Consider the following 20,848-nt stretch of genomic DNA (forward strand, 5'->3'; position numbering starts at 1 on the left):
GGGAAAACCGATTCCTACGATTTGAGTCGGCGCATCACGCGCTGAAGAAGACCTGCTTTTTGCGGTTCGATTCGCTGCCAGAGTACGAACGCCCGACTCACGTCGGCGTTCGTGCTGGCGACGATTTCCTCTCGCTCTGGTGCGACAACGACCAGATTGATTTCGTAGCGACCATAGTAGCCGAATTTCAGGAGGGTTCGGTCACGAAAGTCGGCGACGAACTCGCGCACCTCGGCGGGAATTCCATCGGCGACGAGGACGAACGTGAAGTCGGTACCGAAATGCTCCTCGTCGGCGGTTATCCACTCGTCGGCGAGTTCGTGGCCGAAGTCGGTGAGGCGTTCGAGGTCGGAACAGCGGACCGAATCGGTTCGACGAACGAATACGTGTTCTATCGACGCGTGATTGGCGTAGTTGAGCGATTCGTGGAAGAAGTGTTTCCGACTCTCCATCAACAACTTGCCGTAGAGGGTGAACTGTTCCCCGTGAACCGAGTACGACTTCTCTAGATCGTAGTTGACGAACAGTCGGTCGCTCACCCGGTCTACGTATTCGTCTTCCCAGTCAGGGACATCAGCGTCCGCTTCCATGCCGGAGCGTTCGGCATCCGTTCGACCCGAGTCGTGTGACTCGATACCGCCATCCATGCTCAACCGGTTGGTCGGGAGCGATAAATATCCACTGTTGAACGTGGGTCGGTACCGAGGTTCATTGCATATTTATTACAGATGTTAGTGTGTGACAAATTGGGATGGTGATAGAGCCATGACGCAAGCTGACCCACTCGGTCAAGCGATGCTCGACTATCAGCAAGGTGGACTGCGCGGTAGCTGTCAGTACCGAGATGGAGCGGACACACAGAACGGCCACATCTACGAACACTATTTCAGACCGCCGGAGGAGTGGAGCAACGACTTGAAAGCCCTCCTCGATTCGCTCGAATCGCCCGTGGTGGATGTCGGATGCGGGTCGGGCCATTACACCGAATATCTTCAAGAACAGGGCGAAGTCGTCGGAATCGACGTGAGTCCGGGCGCAATCGAGGCGGCGCGAGAGCGCGGCATCGAGAATGTTCGCGTGATGGATATGTTCGAGTTGGAGTTCCCACGGAACAGGTTCCAGTCCGCGCTCGTCAACGGAACCCAAATCGGTCTCGCGCAGTCGCTCGCTGGCGCTCGCGATTTCCTCACTGATGTCGCCCGCATCACGGCCGACGATGGCGTGACTGTCGTGGATAACTACGACCCATCGGCACTCGACCCGAGCGAGTTTTTCGGCTATCGACCCGACCCACGTCGGGGTGTTGCCCATCGAACCTTCCACTTCGAATACGTCAGAGACGGTGAGCGCGAAGTCGGGCGCGACCTTCATTTCGTCCTCTTCTCGCCCGACAGACTCCGCGATGTTACGGTCGGGACGCAGTGGGAAGTCGCCGAAGTGCAGGCAAACGAGGGGTACTACAAAGCCGTACTGGAAAAACGGTGAATGAGACGAAAAGACAAGCAAGGAGCGGAGAGGGATAACACATAACATTGATGCGTCCGTATCGAAGGTCATGGGTGGAAAACGGACCGAAGCGTGTGGCAGATGCGGTCTCTCGTCCGTTATCGACGCGACTTCGGACGGCGAACCACGTGATGTGTACGGCGAGGACCGTATCGAGGTATCCGAGTCGGAGATGCGAGCGGTCAGTAGGCATACGGAATTTTTCGGGAAGGCCAAAAACAAACTAAACGCGTTCGCCGAGCGAGTTACATACGGAAACATACGGGAATAACGTTCCGTTACCCAAAATCAAAAATTCCTCATTTCGGCCGATAAGACGGTGATTTCCGGGCACTGGCAGTAAGAAGTAAAACCCTGCACGACATACGGCCTACCCACTGAATGGAAGAGAGTATCTCTGGCTTCAAGCTCCGTGGTAGCTGGGGAGATATCGTTGAGCACGGCGAACGAATCACGCATGCCCTTCGTGAAGCAGACGTTTCCGGTGCGGCGTTCGAAGAATGGGACGAATGGCGACCGAAATCACACGAACGGCTCGGGGAGGACGTCGCCGAAAAGACCGCCGAGCAGGCACACGTCAGCGAAGGGAAGGGCGAACAAGCGGGTGAATCGCCCGACGACGACCTCCGAACAGCGGGAGAGAAACTGACCGAATCGTACGAAAAACTCGAAAGGGACGATACAGAAGGTGCGATGGACCGGTGGCAAGATTCGGTAAACTACGTCGCTCGTGCCGCCGACTCGGCGAGCAGAAAAGCGATTCGCAAAGTCGAGGATACGGTGTACCAGCGAGTGATGACCCAACTCGCGCCGTACTACTTCGACAACGACCTCGTCAGTGCGAACATCCAGCAGACGAGTCGAATGGAAGACGGCGAAGAGGGATTCATTTTCGAAGTGAACGTCAACGATGACGAACTCAAAGAGCGCGTCTCGGACCTACTCACCACGTACGAGGACGAAATCGATCGATGGCACGTGGATGTCGTAAAAGAGACGGAGACGGTGGAGGCCGCGGAAGGGGTCGAAGCCCCGAAGCCGGGGGATGGTCCTCAAGCCGACAGAACATAATAATTTCTACATTTCAAGCCGGTACACTATTCACACGAGAGAGAATACTGGCCAGACATGGATGGCGGGTTGTTGACGTTGATTATCGCCGGTGTTGCAAGCCTGTTCATGGCGTGGGCCATCGGTGCGGGGTCGAGTGGGTCGACTCCATTCGCCCCAGCGGTCGGAGCGAACGCCCTTTCCGTGATGCGCGCTGGGTTTCTCGTCGGTATTCTCGGATTTCTGGGAGCGGCCTTACAGGGCGCGAACGTTTCGGAGGCGGTCGGGAAAGAACTGATTCTCGGCGTCCAACTGTCACCACTCGCCGCGACCACGGGACTGCTCACGGCCGCGATACTGGTCGCAATCGGGGTGTTTACCGGATATCCCATCGCAACCGCGTTCACAGTGACGGGAGCAATCGTCGGAGTCGGATTGGCACTGGGCGGTGCGCCAGCATGGACGAAATATCAACAGATAGTCTCGTTGTGGGTGTTGACGCCCTTCGTCGGTGGCGGTGTCGCCTACGCGACTGCGCGAACGCTTCGACACGAAGACGTCTCTGAAACGGTCGCAATTCCGATTCTTGGAGGCATCGTCGGACTCATCATCGCCAACATCGGGTTCGTCTTCCTCGGTCCATCCGGTGTGAGCGCTTCGATCGCCGAAACGGTCGCAGGGCTGGTTTCACTACCTGCTGTTTTCGGAGTTGATGCTGGTATCATCGTCGCATCGCTCGTTATCGCCGGGCTAGTCGGCGTTGCACTTCGGCGGGAACTCGTCATCGACATCACCCGGGGACAGCGCCGGTTCCTGCTGGTGCTCGGTGGGCTCGTCGCGTTCTCGGCAGGCGGAAGTCAGGTCGGCCTCGCAATCGGTCCGCTCCTCCCTCTGTTAGAACCGTTTTCGATTCCACTGGTGCCGGTGCTCGTCGGCGGCGGACTCGGCTTGCTCGCTGGGTCGTGGACCGGTGCGCCTCGAATGATAAAAGCACTCGCACAGGATTACTCGGCCCTCGGACCGCGTCGCTCGATCTCCGCACTCATCCCGGCCTTCGCTATCGCACAAGCCGCCGTGTTTTTCGGCATTCCCGTCTCGTTCAACGAAATCATCGTCAGCACTATCATCGGAAGCGGTTACGCTGCCAGCGACGGTGGCGTCAGTGCAAGAAAGATGCTCTACACGATACTCGCGTGGGTGCTCTCACTGGCCCTCGCGCTCGGAGTCGCTTACGGCGTGTTCGCCGCGGTTCAGACGATTTTCTGATCAACCAGCAGCGTCGATTTCGGCCCGCCCGCTGGTCGCGCTTCGAAGGCGGTCACAGAGCGCGTCCGTCTCTTCGACGGGGATTCGAACCGTAAACGAGACGTCTTCACCGTATTCAGCCTCGAATTCGACGGCTTCGCTTTCCAAAATTCCACGTACGGTTCCCGAATCGTCGTAGGTGACCCTGATTCGCAATCGTTCGTGCGGGCGCTCCTCGACGATTCCGGCGTCATCTACGGCTTCCTTGACGGCTCGGGAGTACGACCGCACGAGTCCGCCAACGCCGAGGTTCGTACCGCCGTAGTAGCGCGTAACCACGACGATGGCGTTTTCCACGTCACGTTGCTGGAGGACGTTCAACGACGGTTTCCCCGCACTGCCGGAGGGTTCGCCATCGTCGCTAGAATATTCCCTGAGGAAGCCGCCACCAGAACTGAAACGATCAGCACCAGCGGAACTGGCTCGAACTCGATAGGCTGGAACGTTGTGCGTCGCATCCGGGTGGCGCTCGTTGATTCGTTCGACGAAGGCCTCCGCGGTATCGATGCTCTCGGCGGGAGCGGCGTAGCCGATGAACTCCGACCCCCGAACCTCGAAGGCTGCCTCCCCCTGTCCTGCCACGGTACGGTACGTTGAGCCACCCATCGACGAACGGTTCGTGGGGAGTCACTGAAAAGGCGTGGATTTCTAACTGGTGACGCGGACGACATATCCGAGAACCGAGTTCGGCGATTAGCTCAACTGAATCTGCCGGATGAACTCGAGATTCTTCAGTTCGTTCAGTACGTCACCGGGGAGATCCTCGTCGGTGACGAGATAGAGACGCGGGTCGTTCGTGAACTCCGGGTCTTCGCTTATCGTCTGTCGAATCGAGATGTCGTTGTCCGCCAACAGCGACGTGACGGTCGCGACGATACCCGGTTCGTCGGCGTCGAGGACCTCGATAGTCAACACCGACAAGTCCAGCACAGGAGCCAGATCCATCAGGCTCGGAATCGAGGAGATGTTCTGGAAGATACGCCGGAGTTCCTCGTCCGCCAAAATCGCATCCGTCGTCGAATCCACGACTCGGCGGTCCACCCCGATTTCGCGGGCGATTTGCGTGTTCGGAATCTCGATGCCGCCGGAAACGACGCGCCCCTCGTCGCTCACCGAGAAGCCGCGTTCGAGGAGCAGTCGGATGACCTGCTGTTGGCTCGGACTCCCCTCGAACTTCTGCATTATTCTGTCGAACATCCTTGTCGATGGTAGACGCCCCCGAAGATTTAGTCTGTGGGGTTCGGATAGCGGGGTTCATCACGTCGTACTTCGTGAATAGCACATGAAACGACATATCGTCTGGGAGCTGGTCGATGGCATCAGCACAGAACACCTCATCGTGGAGTTCGACCCTGTCCATGCGGACGGAGTCGTCGTGAGGGTTGCAGAGAGCGAGGAAGCGAAAGCGCCGTTTCGGGTTCGTTATCGCGTGGACTGTGATGATTCTGAGACGGTTCGAGAGGTCGAAATTGGCAGTCCTGGCACGGATTCCGGAATCGAACTCAAACACGACGGCGAGGGCAACTGGACGAAAGATGGAGAATCCGCCCCGAGACTTGCAGGATGCTTCGATGTGGATATCGCAGTGACGCCGTTCACGAACACGATTCCGATTCGGCGATTAGATTGGGAATCGGGGAAGAGCGCGACGATTTCCGTCGTCTATCTCGACGTCCCTGTGATGACCGCGACGGCAGTCAAGCAGCGATACACTTGCTTGGAATCACTGGATTCTGAGGGTGGTCTGTTCCGGTACGAGAGTTTGGAGAGCGGATTTACTGCCGAGTTGCCGGTCGATTCGGATGGTGTTGTGGAGGATTATCCCGACGTGTTTCGGCGGGTGGAGTTGTAGGTGACAGAATTCGTTATCAGTTTTAATCCAGTATCGAGTCCGTGCTACCGCCAACTGTAGCCAATCAACTTTTCGTGCAAAATATCGAACATCCAATCATGTTCTCGTTTCGGCCGGTTCCAAGTGCTTCTGAATCACGCTTCACTTTCGTTCTACTCGGCCTTACACTGTTTAGCGTTCTATTTTGGGGAAATTGGTTCTTGCGCTCATCACTATCGTTCCAGAGCAGTATAAAAAGGAAAGGGAAGGCAAGAAATTCAGAACGGGAGAGGGATGATGAATACGAACTGCAAAACCGACAGCGATACAGACCCGATTTCTGCGCAAAAATCGAATGGAGGGGTCGCATCACCAACCGCTGTTACAGCGATTCTTTCGTACTCGCCACGTCACTCCGTCGCTCATCAATCTGCGTTGCATCGTCCATCGCCCTGGCAGTCGCCTTGAACAGCGCTTCGATTTCGTGGTGGGCGTTTTGCCCGACAACACCAGCATGAAGGGTCAATTCGGCGTTCATCGCCAGTGAGCGGAGGAAGTGTTCCGCCATGTGGCTGGTCATCTCGCCGACGCGTTCCTGCGAGAATTCGCCGTCGAATTCGAAAAGCGGGCGTCCGCTCACGTCCACGACGATAGAGGCAACTGCTTCGTCCAATGGGACTTTTCGGTCGGCGAACCGCTGGATAGCTCGGCGGTCGTCGAGGGCTTCATCGAAGGCTTCGCCGAGGGTGATTGCCACGTCTTCGACCGTGTGGTGGTCGTCGATGTGCAGGTCGCCGTCGGCGCGCACCGTGAGATCGAACAGGCCGTGGCGCGCGAAGCTGTCGAGCATGTGGTCGAAAAATCCGATTCCGGTCTCGATGGTAGTGTCGCCATCACCATCGACGTCGAGTGTCACTTCGATAGTCGTTTCCGCCGTCTCACGGCTTACGGCGGCGGTTCGGTCGCTCATATGGTACGATTCGGCCGGAGAAACAAGGTGGTTCCGCTTGGGTTTGATCGCGGAGCGTCTGACGTAAATATATTTATGTGGAGTCCCAAAGGATAATTAGACCATGAAACGTGATGTCCTGAGTGTACTGATGATCGTCATCGGTGTCCTCCTCAGTGGGACGGTACCTGGCCTCATCCTCGGCGCACCGATGGCTACGGCAGGCTGTTTTCTACTTGCCGAGCCACGTCTCGGGGCGCAGTCCGATGTTCTGGAGCGAATCGCCAGCAAAGCTCGTTAGTCCAACGCGTTCCGTGCGTCCGCTAACGTAAACGCCCCTTGATACAGTGCACTTCCGACGACGACGGCGGCGGCACCCGTATCGCGGAGGGTTCGAACGTCGTCAACCGACGCGACACCGCCACTTGCCACGACGGGGATTTCAACGGCCTCAGCAACACGCCGAACGGGGTCGGTCTGAACGCCCTCCATCCGTCCTTCTACGTCTACGTCGGTAAACAGAATCGCTCCAGCGCCGAGTTCCTCATATCTCGTCGCCGCTTCCGCCGGGTCGAGACCGGTCGATTCGGTCCATCCGGAGACCAACACCTCACCATCTTTGGCGTCGAGGCTTACCATCACCGACTCGGGATACTCCGTGCTGATTTCTGCGACGATATCCGGATTCTCGATCGCTGCGGTTCCAAGGATGGCGCGGTCCACCCCGCGGGACAGTAGATCGATCGCATCGTCCGCCGTTCGGATACCGCCACCAAGCTGGACATCGACATCAACCGCGTCCAAAATCGCGTCAACCGCACCGGCGTTCGCACGTTCGCCCTCGAACGCGCCATCCAAATCGACCAGATGGAGCGTGTTTGCGCCTTGTTCTATCCACTCTTGTGCGGCCACAACTGGATCACCGTAGGTGGTTTCTGTGCCCTTCTCACCCTGCACGAGTTGGACGACTTCGCCGTTTTGCATATCGACCGCGGGAACGACCTCGAACGTTGGGAACATACCCATCGTTGGACGGGGAGTCGTCTAAACCCAACGAGTCGTTACCGTTTAAGAGGTAGGCGAGAATGTAGAGATATGGTCGAAGTCTTGCTGGTCGTCGGTCTTGCCGTCGCGGTATTTGTCGGGTTCAACATCGGTGGCTCCTCGACTGGCGTTGCGTTCGGCCCCGCGGTCGGGAGTCAAACAGTATCGAAACTCGGTGCCGCAGGGCTGATGTCCGGGTTTGCCCTCCTCGGCGGATGGACGGTTGGGCGAAACGTCATCGAGACGATGGGGGGAGAAATCGTCAGTATGCAGTTTACGCTCGGGATGAGCGTTGGTGTTCTGTTTTTCGTTGGGATGGCCCTTCTCATTTCCAACCTGTTCGGCGTGCCCGCATCCACGTCGATGACCGCAGTCGGCGCGATTGCCGGGTTGGGAGTCGCAACTGGAACGCTCAATCAAGACGTGATGTTCGAAATCGTCTCGTGGTGGCTCATCGCACCCGTCCTCGCGTTCTGGCTCTGTGCAGTTATCGGACGATATCTCTACCCGTATCTCGACGTATGGTTCAGACTCGAGCAGTCCGAAGGACCGCTGTTCCAGGTCAGCCGTGTCGGATCGGTACCGTATCCAACCGTTTCATCGAACGCGACGGCGAAAGAGCTGTTCGTGACCGTCCTCGTCGTCGGAATCGGGTGTTATATGGCGTTCTCCGCTGGTGCGTCGAACGTCGCCAACGCCGTCGCACCGCTCGTCGGAAGCGGTGCGATCGGCGAAAGTCAAGGCGTTCTGCTTGCCGCCGGAGCGATCGGTCTTGGCGCGTTCACCATTGCCCGTCGAACCCTCGATACGGTCGGGAACGACCTGACGGACCTTCCCCTCCTTGCCGCACTCATCGTCGAAGTCGTTAGTGCGAGCCTCATTACCTTCCTCTCGTTCATCGGTATTCCGGCCAGCCTCGCGGTGAGTGCAACGATGTGTATCGTCGGACTCGGATGGGGTCGAGCGACGCGAACCGTTCGGATTTCCGACGCGGCCGCCGTCGCGGTTCGTGGCCGCGGCGACGACGAAGTGGAGCGCCCAGGAATGTCCGTCAACGCGCTCACTGCCGAGCAGAAGGAAGTGGCAAAAATCGGTGAGGAGGACCCGGATACGCTCGAAGCGAGCGACTTGTTCAACCCGTCCACGACCGCCCGTGTTGTCGGCCTATGGATACTCACGCCGTCTATTTCCGCCATCGCGTCCTATCTATTGTTCTCGTTAGTACCGCTCTCGCCCGCATGAGTCGTTCCTGATTCATAATACGGGCGAGCGAAACAACAACTACTAACCATCCCCCGGACAAACCCTCGGGTGATGCCCACCGTAGAATATCTCAACTACGAAGTGCTGGACGACCAAGGCTGGGACCTGAACGACGACGATCTGTTCGACACCGCCGCAGACGCTGGCCTCGACGCCGAGGATTACGGCACGCTCGATGTCAACGAAGGCGAGTACATCCTCGAAGCTGCAGAGGCACAGGGCTACGACTGGCCCTTCTCGTGCCGCGCAGGCGCATGTGCGAACTGTGCTGCCATCGTCAAAGAAGGCGAAATCGACATGGACATGCAGCAGATCCTCAGCGACGAGGAAGTCGACGACAAAAACGTCCGCCTGACCTGCATCGGCAGCGCGGCGACGGACGAGGTCAAAATCGTCTACAACGCAAAGCACCTCGACTACCTGCAGAACCGCGTTATATAAACCCCAACGGACTTCGAGGGGGTTTTCTTTTTATCGGAAAGCGACATGTGTGCCGGAGAGCGTCTACTGCACGTTCGAACTGGATGCTCGTCGCAACATGTAGACGGCGATCGAACCCAATACGAGGTCCAGCGCGACGAGCACGATAAGGGCCGGAACGATCGTATTCCATGGGCCGCTGAACTGCGTCACCTGAATGACCTGCATCACGTCCGCATCGAGCATGATCGACCGCGCAGCGTCCACGCCGTAGGTGACGGGGTTGTACGTGGCAACCGTCTGAATCCACGACGGGAGCACGTCCAGTGGCAAGAACGCAGTCGAGACGAACAACAGTGGAAACTGGAGCAAGTTCGCGCCGATGATGGTCGATTCTTGATCTTTGGTCAATACGGCGAGCGTGTTCGACAGCGACGTAAACCAGAGCGAAAACAACACGCCAACCGCGACGATACCGACTGCCCCAACTAGTCCGGTCGCGACTTCGGCACCGAGAAGGATGCCAAGGCCGATGATAATGGAAATCTGTACCGCAATGCGAAGCACTTCGGCGGCGGTTTTGCCGACGAACACCGCGGTTCGATTCATCGGTGTTACGAGCACTTTCTCGAACATCCCGTTCTCGATGTCGTTGACGAGTCCGACGCCGGAAGTCGCGGCCGCCGCGAGCGCGACCTGAATACAGATCGCGGGAACGAGGTACGTCTCGTAGGAAATGCCGGAACCGCCGCGGTTGACGGCACCGGTCGCGACCTGACCGAATACCTGCGTGAACAGCACGAGGAAGATGATCGGCTGAACGAGTGACACTACGAGAACGAACGGGTTTCGAACCGCTTTGAGATTCCAGCGTTTGAAGTTCACCCATACGTCTCCGAAAAACGAGTTGCTCGACCGTCGGACTTCGCCATCGATCGATTCCTGGGATGAGGTGCTCATCCGCCGTCTCCGTTCGCCGAATCAGCCAGTGGCTGTGCGTCCTCGACGTGTTCACCCGTAATCGCGAGGAAAACGTCGTCCAACGTCGGCGCTCGAACGTTGAAACCGGTGACCGTTAAACCAGCATCACGAAGCGCGACGAGGAGGTCAGTACCGTTCGTTCGCGCCGACTGGGCGGTCACACTGATTCCGTCGTCGGTGCGGTCTATCGTTGCATTCGGGCCAAAGAGCCCGGATTCACGAGTGACTGTCATCGCACGTTCGCGGGTACCATCGTCGTCGAGTTCGACATCGAGGATTTCACCGCCGACGCGTCGTTTCAGTTCGTCGGGCGCCCCTATCGCGACGATTTCGCCGTCGAGGATGACACCGATTCGGTCACAGAGTTGGTCCGCTTCCTCCAGGTACTGTGTCGTGAGGAATATCGTCGTCCCCTCGTCGTTGATCGTTCGGAAATACTCCCACAGTCGCAGTCGTGCTTTCGGGTCCAACCCCGTCGTCGGTTCGTCCAGGAAAACGAGCGGCGGCCGATGCACGAGAGCAGACGCCGTATCGAGGCGTTTTTTCATCCCGCCCGAAAAATCCTCCGAGCGCTTATCCGCCACGGCCGCCAAATCAGCGAGGTCGAGCAGTTCGTCGATTCGACGTGAACGTTCGTTTCGGGGGACGCCGTACGCCTCGCACGCGAACTTGATGTTTTCTTTTGCGGTTAGTTCCGGGTCCACACTCGTCTCCTGTGCCATGTAGCCGATGGATTCGCGTACCTTCCGCGCTTCCGTCTGGACGTCGAATCCGTTCACCCGTACGTCCCCCGCGGTCGGTCGAAGCAGGGTCGCTAACACCTTGATCGCGGTCGTCTTTCCGGCCCCGTTCGGTCCGAGAAAGCCGAAAAACTCGCCTTTCGGCACCGTTAACGAGATGCCGTTGACGGCCCGCGTTCCGTCGGCGTAGGTCAGTTCCAATCCGTCCGTTTCGATTGCAGGAGGTCCTTTGGACGCCTCGTTTCTCTCGATTCCCCGTTTCACGTCCGCTTGGAGAGGCCCTTGCTCATCCAGCGTCGAATCCTGTCCTGTCATATCGATACCTCATACACCATACGGGAACGAACCACAAATACATCCGAGTGCAACCGAACAGGCGCTCGTACGTTCAGATGCGCGCGTCGAACTCGTACTCCATCGCCCCGGACAATGCGAGCGCTTCATCGCCTGTTTCCCGGAAATCGTGGCGATACAGCGTTTCGAAGGACCCGAAGTCGGTTTGGACGTAGAATTCGTAACAGGGGTATCCGTCGTGTTGACCACGGACTTGGACAGTACCGTATCGAACTGTAAGTTCGAGACAATAATCGACCGGGGAGGGATGTGGGACCAGCGGGTTGCTGGCGCTGGCATGCATCTCGAACTCGACACGGTCATCGTACCAGCTAGGGTCGGTACAGAAAATACCGTCAGTGGATGCCTTTTCCGTTCGAACGTCCTCCTTTCCGTCCGCGTGAGTAATCCGTTCAACCGAGGTACCGGTATCGGCGTATTCCGTGAGTGTTCGTCGCGAAAAGTCGACGACGGCCTCCTGTTCGATCCGGGAGCGACCCGTGTTGACGGCGTGCGGGGTAAACTCCCTGTCGTCGCCGCGGAATTCGACGAGCTGTTTGCCATCGCCTGAGCTCGAAATCCACGCCGTTGGAATGAACGTTGATGCCCGTATTTTCACGATTTCGGTGTTTTGTTGGCTCATATTTCAGTTACAGAGTATTGGACGATAAAATTAGTAATTCGTTCGTGTTTCGTTTTGGGGAGACCGTAACAGCTAACATCCCTCCCTGAGCGCTACCGCGTGGTGCATACTCCGATTCCAGACCTTCTGCGACTGCTCGTACTGCCCGTTTTCGGATGGGCTGCATGGCGTGACATACAGACACGCCGGGTGGCAAACGTGACGTGGTATCCACTTTCAGCGCTCGCAATCGTGCTGTTGGTTGTCGAGGGGTGGGTTGCATGGAGCGGGCCGCCGTTCGCACGGGAGTGGTTCGGACTGCAAGTCGTCGTCAGTGAATGGTACTTCTTCTACGTCGCCGTGAGTCTTGGCTTCGTCGCTCCACTGGTTGTTGCCTTCTGGTGGTTCCGAGCGTTTGGTGGTGCGGACGCGAAGGCGTTTCTCGTCGTCGCCGCACTGTTTCCGGCGTATCCGCTCTACCATCTTGGGGAGTGGGTGTTTCCCATACAGGGGACCGTACTCGGCGTGTTTTCGCTTACCATTCTGACGAACACAGTACTCCTCGGTGCGCTCTATCCGGGAGGGTTATTCGTCCGAAACCTCATGGCGGGGCGATTCGCGTCAGTGATGTTCGTCGGGCGCGTCGTTCCGTGGAACGACATCCCGCACACGCACGGACGACTCCTCGAGACGCCGAGTGGAACCAGTCGCACTGGGGCGGATTTGGACGCAGTTCGAATGTATCTCCGCTGGCGAGGAATTACGCTGGTGGAGTTGCGTGAACGAGCGAGCGACTTTCGTGACCCAGCCACCCTCCCCGCGGAACCCAATCCGCCGACGGATGGGGCCGTTTCCGTATCCAACGAGACAGTCACCGACGGCGGGGCAGTCATCGAGAAACGACAGATATCCGATGAGTCAGGCTACGAGGATCCATGGGGTGCGGCCCGTTTCCTGGACGACATCGACCACGGCGCGTACGGGACGACGCCGACACAACTCCGGGAGGGATTGGAGGTATTGGTCACCGAAGACGAGGTGTGGGTGTCGCCCGGTATTCCATTCATCGTCCCCATGTTCGCCGGATTGGTCGTCGCGTTCGGCTACGGAGACCTGCTTTCGGGACTCCTTGATGCATTGGGTATCGTTGCTATCTGATCCCGGTGAGCGTCGTCAGCACGGTGTATATCCCATAGCCGATGATGCCAGCACCGACGAGCGAGACGACCCACGCGCTGAGCGTGAACGCGATTTTTCGTCCGGAGACGCCACCCGACCCGACGACGAGTCCGCTCCCGATAACGCTGGAGATGATGATGTTGTTGAACGAGATGGGAATCCCCAACGCGATAGCAGCCTGTGCGATGAGAAATCCGGGCACCAGCGCGGCAATCGAACGTCGAACCCCGAGTTGCGAATATTCACGGGAAACAGCTTGAAGGAGTCGAGGGGATCCCATCCATGCTCCGAGGAGGATGCCGATAGCACCGAGGAGAAGGAGCGAAATACTCGGTACGTCGAAGGTCGTAAAAAGAGGTTCCAGTGGTCCGGTGGCGAGGCCGACCTGGCTGCCACCGCTGGAAAAAGCGACGACTGCACCGAGGCCGACCAGAAACTGTCTGATTCCACCGTCTATCGACCGTTTCATGGAGCGTCGTAGAACCGTGAAAACGACCGCACCGACGATGAAGCTCGTAATTACCATCACCACGTCGAAGGTACCGAACAGCGTCGGCGTCGTCCCGACTCGTGACGAAGCGAAGTTGGCGAGGGTCTGTTGACCCGTTGGACCGGGGATGATCGTAATCTCGACGTTTGCCAACACGAAGCCGACGAAGCCGCCGAGAAGTGGAACGCCGACCGTCTCGGGAATGGAATCGTTCCGCAGAAGCGATGCAGTCGTGTACGCGATGGTCGCCGAAACGAACGGGACGGAAACCCAGAACGTGCCAATCTCCCGGTACGTATCCCACGCCGGATTTCCGCCGAGTGCCAGACCGACGCCGACCATCGCGCCGGTCGTCGCGAACGCGGCCGGAATCGGATACCCCGTCGAAACGCCGAGAGCGATGAACAGTGCGGCGGTGAACAGTCCCGCGGCGGCACCGAGGGCGGAAATCGAGACGCCATCTATCAGCCCAGTGCCGACCGTTTCGGAAATACTGCCGCCCTGTGCGATGGCTCCAAGCCCCGCGAACACGCCGATGAAAAACGCCGCACGCATCGTCGGAATGGCGTTCGCGCCGACCGCAGGAGCGAATGGCGGCGAGTTGCTCGATGCGCCGAGCGACCACGCCATGAAGAGACTGGCCAGCACTGCGACCAAGACGACGGCGATGGTTCCAACCGTCACAGTGTTTCCCGGATGAGTCGGTTTAGCCGCGGTCGGATACCGACGGCCCGACGAGTGATGATGACGGTAGTTTCCGCCCGACGTCCAACTGACTGTGGAACGGTCCCGACGAGTTGTCGCCGGAGCATTCCGCGTCTCGTCGAACCGAGGATGGTTATATCGTGTTCCGACGCTTCCTCGATGACGATTTCGGTAACGTTTCCAGTTCTGATCTCCGTCCAAACCTGCGCGGGTTCGACACGGTTCGCCATATTCGGTATCAAATTTTCCGCTTGGATAGATCCACCAGCAACGACCCGGAGTAGATGAATCCGAGCATCGTTCGCCAGCGCGATGGCACGCGCAACATCGACGGCGAACGCCGCATGTGGTCCTTCCGCGACCGGAACGAGAATGGACTCGACGGCCTCTGCAGGACCGATTTTTTCCACGAGTACATCACAGGGAACGCGTGCGACGATTTGGTCAGCGTTGCTCCCCAAAACGATTTCGCTCGGTCGTTTGCGCTCGTTCCACCCGATTATGAGCGTATCGCAGTCGAACTCGACGACGGCGTCGGAGAGTGCGCGGACGATGCCGGAAGAAACGAGCAGTTGTCCGTGGACGGGAACCGTCCCCTGTGCGGTTTCGACCACACGGTCCAGAATTTCCTGTTGTTTCCCCCCAAACTCACGGATAATGACCTCGTCGGTAAACAGTGCAAACGGTGATTCGCGTTCAGTTACCAAGACGCTAAAGACGAGCACGTCGCCGTCTCGTTCGCGTGCGAGGTCAACCGCGGTACGAGTCAGCTGCGGGGCATGTTCCGGGTTGGCCACCGCGACTGCGACCCGATAGTCGCTCGATTCCCCCATCGACGGTAGTACGGTGGCGACGAGCAAAAGTATTGGCTCTCGTACATCTTTTGTTCTCGGAATCGATTTCGAAAAGAGAGTCACGATTCATTCCGGCGTTATTGTATGTTTTTTATATTTAGTCGGCAGCATCGTGCTCTCTCGAAAAGGGTATCGTTTCAGGTGGAAAAGAGCCGACTGCGGTGGGGAAACATGTGAGAGGTATCCTCGAACAGGTAAAAAAACAATGCGGAGGACGCTCGACAGTTCGGGAGTCAGGGAGTTGAGACGGCAGCGGGCAACGACTACTCAGTTTCGGGGAAGTCGCTTTCGACGTTGCCATCCCTGTCCAAATCCACGACGGCATCGAACAGACCGAAGAACCGTTCTATTTGCACTTCATCGTGGACACCCTTCGAGAGGTGGAATAGGCCAACTGCGTCGTGGTTCGAAAGCAGTTCGAGCACCTGTGAAACCGCTTCGTAGACGCGTTGCTCGTCGGCGTAGTAAGCCATCTCGGTGATGGAGTCGAAGCTGATTCGGCGCTTTCCGTCGGTTTCCGCGAGGAAGTCCTCGGTTACGGAGAGAATACCCTCGAGGTCATCAGGGGCGGAGACGTAATGAACGTCGTCCGTGCTCCGTCGGGAGTAGCCGCGTTCGATGGACAGCGTGTCGAGGATGTCGGCTTTGCTTTCGTCTACGTCGTAATGGTCCAGTTTTTGTTTCACCTCGCGGGCAGTCGTGCGGGTTGAAATGACGAGAAAGTGGTCAGTGTCGGTTTTCAAAAAATCCGTGTCGATCCGGTCCGTCTCGCCCGTACTCGGGTGGAGGAGAAGGATACCGGTGCCGCCCGGTACTGTGTCCGGCGTGTTCTCGATAGCGAGTTGGTAGTCCATATCGTCCGTTAACCAGTGGCACCGACTTAAAATATGCGGGATTCGGGGTCAGAAGACGCTGTCCGCAGTGGCCGCTCCGACGACACTGAAGATGGCACCGACGCTGATGGCTTTCAGCGTGTTCGTCACGACCTGTCGGGAGGCAACGCCATCGATGAGGCCGTCGCCGTAGAACGTCTCAGGGGCGGCGAAAACGATAGCGAGCAGCACTACCGAGCCGAACGAGACGATCATCAACGAGATGAATCGCGTCGGAATTCCCGCAACGTCGGCTTCTCGATCGGGGTTTCGGTCGTGGTCCGCCTTGTACAGTGCACCGTATCCGATAGCAAAGACGATACAGACGGTTATCAAGCCGTGAAAGACGGACATGTTTTCCGCCAACCGCCACACTTCCTCCGTGACGACGAACGGTCCGGCGAGGAGGAACCCACCAACTAACTGCTGGGCGGTATCAGCGAGGGCGAACCGTTTTCTCGAACCGACCATAGCCGCAGAAAAGAACCGAGAGAATGTAAAGCCCTCGCGTATTCGCGATCCATCGCTTCGAACCCCCCATCCCCCTTCGAATCGATTCATTCCGCTTCGAATCGGTTTTGTCGGCGGCGTTCGTTTCCCCGGCTATGAGCGTACGCGAGGAGTTCGACGAGTGGGCCGAAAGCGGCAGGGACAAAGGAATGGAAGAGCGCCACTGGCATACCGCAAAATACGTTCTCGCTCGGATGCCGGTCGAAGCAGGCGATACGGTCCTCGATTTAGGGTGTGGAAGCGGCTACGCTGGACGAGCACTCCGAGACACGAACGATGCGGGGCGAGTGTATGGTCTCGACGGGTCGCCCGAAATGGCCCGCAACGCACAGGGCTACACCGACGACTCGAACGTGGCGTACCTCGTCGGCGATTTCGACCATCTCCCGCTCGAAGACGACAGTATCGACCATATATTCACGATGGAGGCGTTTTACTACGCGAACGATCCACATCAAACGCTACGAGAAGTGCGTCGAATCCTCCGCCCCGGTGGGACGTTCTTCTGCGCAGTGAACTATTACGAGGAGAACGTGTACTCGCATGAGTGGCAGGATTCCATCTCGGTCGAAATGACGCGGTGGAGCGGCGAGGAGTACCGCGAGGCGTTTCGCGATGCAGGATTGTACGTGGCGGAGCAGGACAACATCCCGGATAGGGAAATCGAAATCCCGGACTCGGCCGAGTTCCCGACCGAGAGTTGGGACACCCGTGAGGGGATGGTCGAACGCTATCGCGAGTTCGGGACGCTGTTGACGGTCGGCGTCTCCCCCTGAACCCCTTCGTTTCGAGTGGAACAAACCGACAAACTGGGTTTCGATCTCCTTTCGGGCGAAATCGAATCATATCTACATCGCCGTTTTCCGGAGGATTTAACCAAATCGGAGGGCGTCTTCTACGTGATATGGCGAAAGTTAGCGTAGTCGGTGCGGCAGGCACTGTCGGGGCCGCCGCAGGCTACAACATCGCGCTGCGTGGCATCGCGGACGAACTCGTCTTCGTGGACATTCCGGACATGGAAGACAAGACGGTCGGACAGGCCGCAGACGTGAACCACGGAGCCGCCTACGACTCCAACACGGTCGTTCGACAAGGTACATACGAGGACACCGCCGGGTCCGACGTGGTCGTCATCACGGCAGGCATTCCACGCCAGCCGGGACAGACCCGTATCGACCTCGCGGGCGACAATGCGCCAATCATGGAGGATATCGGCTCCTCGCTCGCGGAGCACAACGACGACTTCGTGACCATCACCACCTCGAACCCGGTGGACCTGCTCAACCGCCACCTCTACGAGGTCGGCGACCGCGCACGGGAGAAAGTCATCGGCTTCGGTGGCCGCCTCGACAGCGCTCGATTCCGCTACGTGCTCAGTCAGCGGTTCGACGCGCCGGTTCAGAACGTCGAAGCGACCATCCTCGGCGAGCACGGTGACGCCCAAGTTCCTGCGTTCTCGAAAGTCCGCGTCAACGGTGCGGACCCCGAGTTCTCGGACGATGAGAAAGGGGAAATCCTCGACGAACTCAAAGAGAGCGCGATGAACGTCATCGAGAAGAAGGGCGCGACCCAGTGGGGTCCGGCGACGGGCGTCGGCCACATGGTCGAAGCCGTTCTGCGCGACACGGGCGAAGTGCTCCCCGGTTCGATCAAGCTCGACGGCGAGTACGGTCACGACGACGTGGCGCTTGGCGTCCCCGTCAAACTCGGCTCGAACGGTGTCGAGGAAATCGTCGAATGGGACCTCACCGAGTTCGAGCGTGAACAGCTCGGCGAGGCCGCCGACAAACTCGCGGAGCAGTACGACAAGATCGCGTAAACGACGGTTTTGCAGAAACCGATTTTTGCGCACATTCGAGGTTCGTTTTTCTGAAAGTGGGGATAGCGTGAGTGGCTCGACGGTCATCGGGTAGCGCTATCGGCACGATTCGTTTTGGACTTCGAACGAGTCAACGGAGTCGTCTTTGAGTGATTCGTACTGGACTCGTATCACATCGGGGAGGTCGTTTTCGAACGCCAACGTCAACTGGTATTTGTACTCGATACCTTCGCACGTGGTATCGTCCGACTCGTTCGATTCGGTCGTGAGAGCAACTGGAGCCTCGTCCGGTTCGGTGTGGCGTTCGAGCGATTCGAACACCAGTTCGTGGCAGCCGTTCGGCGGTCGAAGCCATCCGGTGATGACGACCCTCGACGCGTCACAGTCGAACTCGCCGTTGACCGATTCATCGGGGGCTGGCATCTGTCTATCAAGGATTTCGAGCGTGACGTGCGTATCGTTGACCTCGGTCTCGAACGGGGTGGTCGGTTTCGTCGTCGATGCATCGTTTCGAGGTGGCTGGGTTTTCTTCGACGCGCCGATACTGCGACCGAGACAGCCGCTCAGTGCTCCGGTTCCTGCGAGTAAACCGCCGAGGAGGGTTCGTCGCCTCATAGCTAACCGTTCGATATGATGAGTTGTAAGAGCGTTGTTGAGACAAATATCCGTTTTACCCTGCTCGAAGATCTCGTAGCACACTGTACCAGCGAGGAGCGTCTATCGACAAAAACAGGGGAAATGATCGATAACTTCCTACCGTCCTTTCGCGAGCCGAGAACCGATTTTATCGGGGAGTCCGACCTCCCGAACCGCCTCCTGCACCCTTTCGATATCGTATTCCACACGGCGTTCATCGATCGTCAATTCATCGACATTCAAGATCGCGTAGGCTGCTCGAGAGTCCCTATCTCGAGGCTGGCCGACGCTTCCGGGATTCATCACGATATCCTCGTCGTACGCCTCGTGATGCTGGACGTGGGTGTGGCCCATCACGAGCACGTCCTCGCCGTCCAGTAACTCCGGGGAAAACTCGTCCGGATAGGTGTAGTGGTCGGGGTCGTCCGGATGACCGTGTACGATTCGCACCCTGCCATCACAAGCCGTCGTAGTGGGAGGGCGGTTCGCCAGCCACTCGCGCTGGAGGTCGTTCAGTTCGTCGCAGGCGTACTCGACGCCCGCGCTCGCCATGCTGTTGAAGCTGAATATCGTACCCGAAACGACGGCGCGGTCATGGTTGCCCATCACGCTCGCCGTCACCCGGTCGCGGAGGATGTCGATACACTCCGCAGGCCACGGATTGTAGCCGACCACGTCGCCCGCACAGAGCAGGCCATCGACTGCAGGCATATCGTCGAGCACGGCGTCGAGTGCGACTCGGTTCGCGTGAACGTCCGAAATGACAGCGACGTTCATGCGAGGAAGAACGTTCGCCGTGGACTTAATTCCCGTTCTCGATCGCGAACGAGAACGAATCGCCATCGTTCACATCGCCCGCATCCCCACCAGTTCGGGCCACGCCGACCGCACAGACCGGGTGTTCGAAATCGAGGTCGTAAGCCATACCCGCCGCCTCTTCAGCGTTCTCGGGGCTGAACGTAACTGGTTCGGGGGTGTCTTTTTCATAAGTTGCGACGAGCGTCGGTTGCGTCACTTCTTCGACCACCAGGGCGTCGCGCCGAACGATACCGATGTACGACTCCTCGCCGATCGTCCCCGCGATTCGGGGGGTGTCGTAGTCGTCCTTCTCGTAGTCCAGCGCGAGCAGGGTTTCGGCGAGGGCGTCCCGTGCCGGATAGCCGAGTTCGAGTTTTTCCGCGATGGGGTCTACTTGTGACCCGTTGCCGATAACGGCGGTGTCACCGACGGTCCGAGCGCAGTTGTACGAAATGTATGGGTTGTCGGTCTCCGGCGCGTCTTCAGTCGGTGCGACGGTAATGGCGTCGTCGCGAGCGACTGCTTTTCGGTTGGGAAACGATCGCGAGGAAACTCGATACGCACCGATTTCGGGACCGATGACGATGAAGCGTCCAACGTACATACACGAGGATGTGTATTCGTGGCGCAAATAGGTGGTGGTTTGTGCATGGTTACGGAATGAGCCGGGGTAACATACGGAGACCGAACGCGCAACGCTTACAAGTAAGCGGCAAGTACGGTATTCTGCAGCAAGCCAAGTCCCATGGGGTAGTGGCCAATCCTGAAGCCTTCTGGGGGCTTCGACCGCGGTTCGAATCCGTGTGGGACTATCAAAATTTTTCCTAAGCGTTTCAAAGAATAGTAATTTCTTTCGCAACTACACGGATCACAGCAGCCGTTTTGTTCCAATCGATCTGGAGAATTCCACGACGGCGACATGGGAACACGTTCGTTACAAT

General features: G+C 58.1%; 26 protein-coding genes and 1 tRNA gene. 12 read left to right on the forward strand and 15 right to left on the reverse strand.

Annotated elements, in window-relative coordinates:
- Positions 1 to 14: 14 nt before the first annotated feature.
- The gene (locus OOF89_RS06275; RefSeq protein WP_266079348.1) at positions 15 to 647 is read right to left on the reverse strand and encodes a hypothetical protein; all 633 of its coding nucleotides are present in this window, start codon (positions 645 to 647) and stop codon (positions 15 to 17) included.
- A 118-nt stretch (positions 648 to 765) separates the two neighbouring features.
- On the opposite strand from OOF89_RS06275, the gene OOF89_RS06280 reads away from it, so the two are divergent.
- From OOF89_RS06280 to OOF89_RS06295, 4 genes are all read left to right on the forward strand, one after another.
- The gene (locus OOF89_RS06280; protein WP_266079350.1) at positions 766 to 1,485 is read left to right on the forward strand and encodes a class I SAM-dependent methyltransferase; all 720 of its coding nucleotides are present in this window, start codon (positions 766 to 768) and stop codon (positions 1,483 to 1,485) included.
- Between the two features lie 70 nt (positions 1,486 to 1,555).
- Positions 1,556 to 1,777, forward strand: a complete 222-nt coding sequence (locus tag OOF89_RS06285) for a hypothetical protein (RefSeq protein WP_266079352.1) — start codon at positions 1,556 to 1,558, stop codon at positions 1,775 to 1,777.
- A gap of 110 nt (positions 1,778 to 1,887) precedes the next feature.
- Positions 1,888 to 2,577 carry a DUF5828 family protein gene (locus tag OOF89_RS06290; RefSeq protein ID WP_266079354.1) on the forward strand — a complete coding sequence of 230 codons (690 nt, stop codon included), beginning with the start codon at positions 1,888 to 1,890 and terminating at the stop codon, positions 2,575 to 2,577.
- A 57-nt stretch (positions 2,578 to 2,634) separates the two neighbouring features.
- A complete protein-coding gene (locus OOF89_RS06295; protein ID WP_266079356.1) occupies positions 2,635 to 3,822 on the forward strand; it encodes an inorganic phosphate transporter in 1,188 nt (395 codons plus the stop codon).
- Here OOF89_RS06295 and OOF89_RS06300 read toward each other — a convergent pair whose 3' ends face one another.
- Positions 3,823 to 4,467, reverse strand: a complete 645-nt coding sequence (locus OOF89_RS06300; protein ID WP_266079358.1) for an IMPACT family protein — start codon at positions 4,465 to 4,467, stop codon at positions 3,823 to 3,825.
- An 87-nt stretch (positions 4,468 to 4,554) separates the two neighbouring features.
- Positions 4,555 to 5,058, reverse strand: a complete 504-nt coding sequence (locus OOF89_RS06305; protein ID WP_266079360.1) for an amino acid-binding protein — start codon at positions 5,056 to 5,058, stop codon at positions 4,555 to 4,557.
- An 85-nt stretch (positions 5,059 to 5,143) separates the two neighbouring features.
- Between OOF89_RS06305 and OOF89_RS06310 the strand changes: the two genes are divergently transcribed.
- A complete protein-coding gene (locus OOF89_RS06310; protein ID WP_266079363.1) occupies positions 5,144 to 5,713 on the forward strand; it encodes a putative glycolipid-binding domain-containing protein in 570 nt (189 codons plus the stop codon).
- A 361-nt stretch (positions 5,714 to 6,074) separates the two neighbouring features.
- Here the strand turns inward: OOF89_RS06310 and hisB are convergent, their stop codons facing one another.
- Positions 6,075 to 6,662: an imidazoleglycerol-phosphate dehydratase HisB gene (gene hisB / locus OOF89_RS06315; protein WP_266079365.1), complete on the reverse strand. Its 588-nt coding sequence runs from the start codon at positions 6,660 to 6,662 to the stop codon at positions 6,075 to 6,077.
- A 103-nt stretch (positions 6,663 to 6,765) separates the two neighbouring features.
- Here hisB and OOF89_RS06320 point away from each other — a divergent pair, with 103 nt between their 5' ends.
- Positions 6,766 to 6,942: a hypothetical protein gene (locus OOF89_RS06320; RefSeq protein ID WP_266079367.1), complete on the forward strand. Its 177-nt coding sequence runs from the start codon at positions 6,766 to 6,768 to the stop codon at positions 6,940 to 6,942.
- Here OOF89_RS06320 and hisA read toward each other — a convergent pair.
- Positions 6,939 to 7,661, reverse strand: a complete 723-nt coding sequence (hisA, locus tag OOF89_RS06325; protein ID WP_266079369.1) for a 1-(5-phosphoribosyl)-5-[(5-phosphoribosylamino)methylideneamino]imidazole-4-carboxamide isomerase — start codon at positions 7,659 to 7,661, stop codon at positions 6,939 to 6,941. The two genes, OOF89_RS06320 and hisA, sit on opposite strands and share 4 nt — an antisense overlap.
- A gap of 75 nt (positions 7,662 to 7,736) precedes the next feature.
- Here hisA and OOF89_RS06330 point away from each other — a divergent pair, with 75 nt between their 5' ends.
- Together OOF89_RS06330 and fer are read left to right on the forward strand one after the other, a co-directional pair.
- Complete coding sequence (locus OOF89_RS06330; RefSeq protein WP_266079371.1) at positions 7,737 to 8,927, forward strand: inorganic phosphate transporter; 1,191 nt, start codon at positions 7,737 to 7,739, stop codon at positions 8,925 to 8,927.
- Between the two features lie 72 nt (positions 8,928 to 8,999).
- Positions 9,000 to 9,389, forward strand: a complete 390-nt coding sequence (fer, locus tag OOF89_RS06335) for a ferredoxin Fer (RefSeq protein WP_266079373.1) — start codon at positions 9,000 to 9,002, stop codon at positions 9,387 to 9,389.
- A gap of 63 nt (positions 9,390 to 9,452) precedes the next feature.
- Here fer and OOF89_RS06340 read toward each other — a convergent pair whose 3' ends face one another.
- From OOF89_RS06340 to OOF89_RS06350, 3 genes are all read right to left on the reverse strand, one after another.
- Positions 9,453 to 10,328 (reverse strand): ABC transporter permease, encoded by an 876-nt coding sequence (locus OOF89_RS06340; RefSeq protein WP_266079375.1) that lies wholly within the window; start codon positions 10,326 to 10,328, stop codon positions 9,453 to 9,455.
- Positions 10,325 to 11,404, reverse strand: a complete 1,080-nt coding sequence (locus tag OOF89_RS06345; RefSeq protein WP_266079377.1) for an ABC transporter ATP-binding protein — start codon at positions 11,402 to 11,404, stop codon at positions 10,325 to 10,327. The genes OOF89_RS06340 and OOF89_RS06345 overlap by 4 nt, the downstream gene beginning before the upstream one ends.
- Positions 11,405 to 11,477: 73 nt before the next feature.
- Positions 11,478 to 12,065 carry a DUF3238 domain-containing protein gene (locus tag OOF89_RS06350; protein WP_266079379.1) on the reverse strand — a complete coding sequence of 196 codons (588 nt, stop codon included), beginning with the start codon at positions 12,063 to 12,065 and terminating at the stop codon, positions 11,478 to 11,480.
- Positions 12,066 to 12,167: 102 nt separating this feature from the next.
- On the opposite strand from OOF89_RS06350, the gene OOF89_RS06355 reads away from it, so the two are divergent.
- A complete protein-coding gene (locus OOF89_RS06355) occupies positions 12,168 to 13,202 on the forward strand; it encodes an A24 family peptidase C-terminal domain-containing protein (protein WP_266079381.1) in 1,035 nt (344 codons plus the stop codon).
- On the opposite strand, the gene OOF89_RS06360 is transcribed toward OOF89_RS06355, so the two are convergent.
- The 4 genes from OOF89_RS06360 to OOF89_RS06375 form a co-directional block, all read right to left on the reverse strand.
- Entirely contained in the window at positions 13,195 to 14,343 is a 1,149-nt protein-coding gene (locus OOF89_RS06360) for an inorganic phosphate transporter (protein WP_266079888.1), read from the reverse strand. The two genes, OOF89_RS06355 and OOF89_RS06360, sit on opposite strands and share 8 nt — an antisense overlap.
- Before the next feature lie 50 nt (positions 14,344 to 14,393).
- The gene (locus OOF89_RS06365; protein ID WP_266079383.1) at positions 14,394 to 15,251 is read right to left on the reverse strand and encodes a universal stress protein; all 858 of its coding nucleotides are present in this window, start codon (positions 15,249 to 15,251) and stop codon (positions 14,394 to 14,396) included.
- A 284-nt stretch (positions 15,252 to 15,535) separates the two neighbouring features.
- Positions 15,536 to 16,126, reverse strand: coding sequence for a DUF7090 family protein (locus OOF89_RS06370; protein WP_266079385.1), 591 nt, complete (start codon positions 16,124 to 16,126; stop codon positions 15,536 to 15,538).
- A 48-nt stretch (positions 16,127 to 16,174) separates the two neighbouring features.
- A complete protein-coding gene (locus tag OOF89_RS06375; RefSeq protein WP_266079387.1) occupies positions 16,175 to 16,615 on the reverse strand; it encodes a DUF2391 family protein in 441 nt (146 codons plus the stop codon).
- Between the two features lie 134 nt (positions 16,616 to 16,749).
- Between OOF89_RS06375 and OOF89_RS06380 the strand changes: the two genes are divergently transcribed.
- A complete protein-coding gene (locus OOF89_RS06380) occupies positions 16,750 to 17,430 on the forward strand; it encodes a class I SAM-dependent methyltransferase (RefSeq protein WP_266079389.1) in 681 nt (226 codons plus the stop codon).
- Positions 17,431 to 17,558: 128 nt separating this feature from the next.
- The gene (mdh, locus tag OOF89_RS06385; protein WP_266079391.1) at positions 17,559 to 18,473 is read left to right on the forward strand and encodes a malate dehydrogenase; all 915 of its coding nucleotides are present in this window, start codon (positions 17,559 to 17,561) and stop codon (positions 18,471 to 18,473) included.
- Positions 18,474 to 18,569: 96 nt separating this feature from the next.
- On the opposite strand, the gene OOF89_RS06390 is transcribed toward mdh, so the two are convergent.
- The 3 genes from OOF89_RS06390 to OOF89_RS06400 all read right to left on the reverse strand — a co-directional run bounded on the left by OOF89_RS06390 (position 18,570) and on the right by OOF89_RS06400 (position 20,511).
- The gene (locus tag OOF89_RS06390; protein ID WP_266079393.1) at positions 18,570 to 19,088 is read right to left on the reverse strand and encodes a hypothetical protein; all 519 of its coding nucleotides are present in this window, start codon (positions 19,086 to 19,088) and stop codon (positions 18,570 to 18,572) included.
- A 138-nt stretch (positions 19,089 to 19,226) separates the two neighbouring features.
- A complete protein-coding gene (locus OOF89_RS06395; protein ID WP_266079395.1) occupies positions 19,227 to 19,886 on the reverse strand; it encodes a metallophosphoesterase family protein in 660 nt (219 codons plus the stop codon).
- A 25-nt stretch (positions 19,887 to 19,911) separates the two neighbouring features.
- Positions 19,912 to 20,511: an IMP cyclohydrolase gene (locus tag OOF89_RS06400; protein ID WP_266079397.1), complete on the reverse strand. Its 600-nt coding sequence runs from the start codon at positions 20,509 to 20,511 to the stop codon at positions 19,912 to 19,914.
- A gap of 135 nt (positions 20,512 to 20,646) precedes the next feature.
- Between OOF89_RS06400 and OOF89_RS06405 the strand changes: the two genes are divergently transcribed.
- Positions 20,647 to 20,719 (forward strand) — tRNA-Gln (locus OOF89_RS06405).
- Positions 20,720 to 20,848 lie beyond the last annotated feature (129 nt).

The organism is Haladaptatus caseinilyticus (genome assembly GCF_026248685.1).
GTDB classification, from domain to species: domain Archaea; phylum Halobacteriota; class Halobacteria; order Halobacteriales; family Haladaptataceae; genus Haladaptatus; species Haladaptatus caseinilyticus.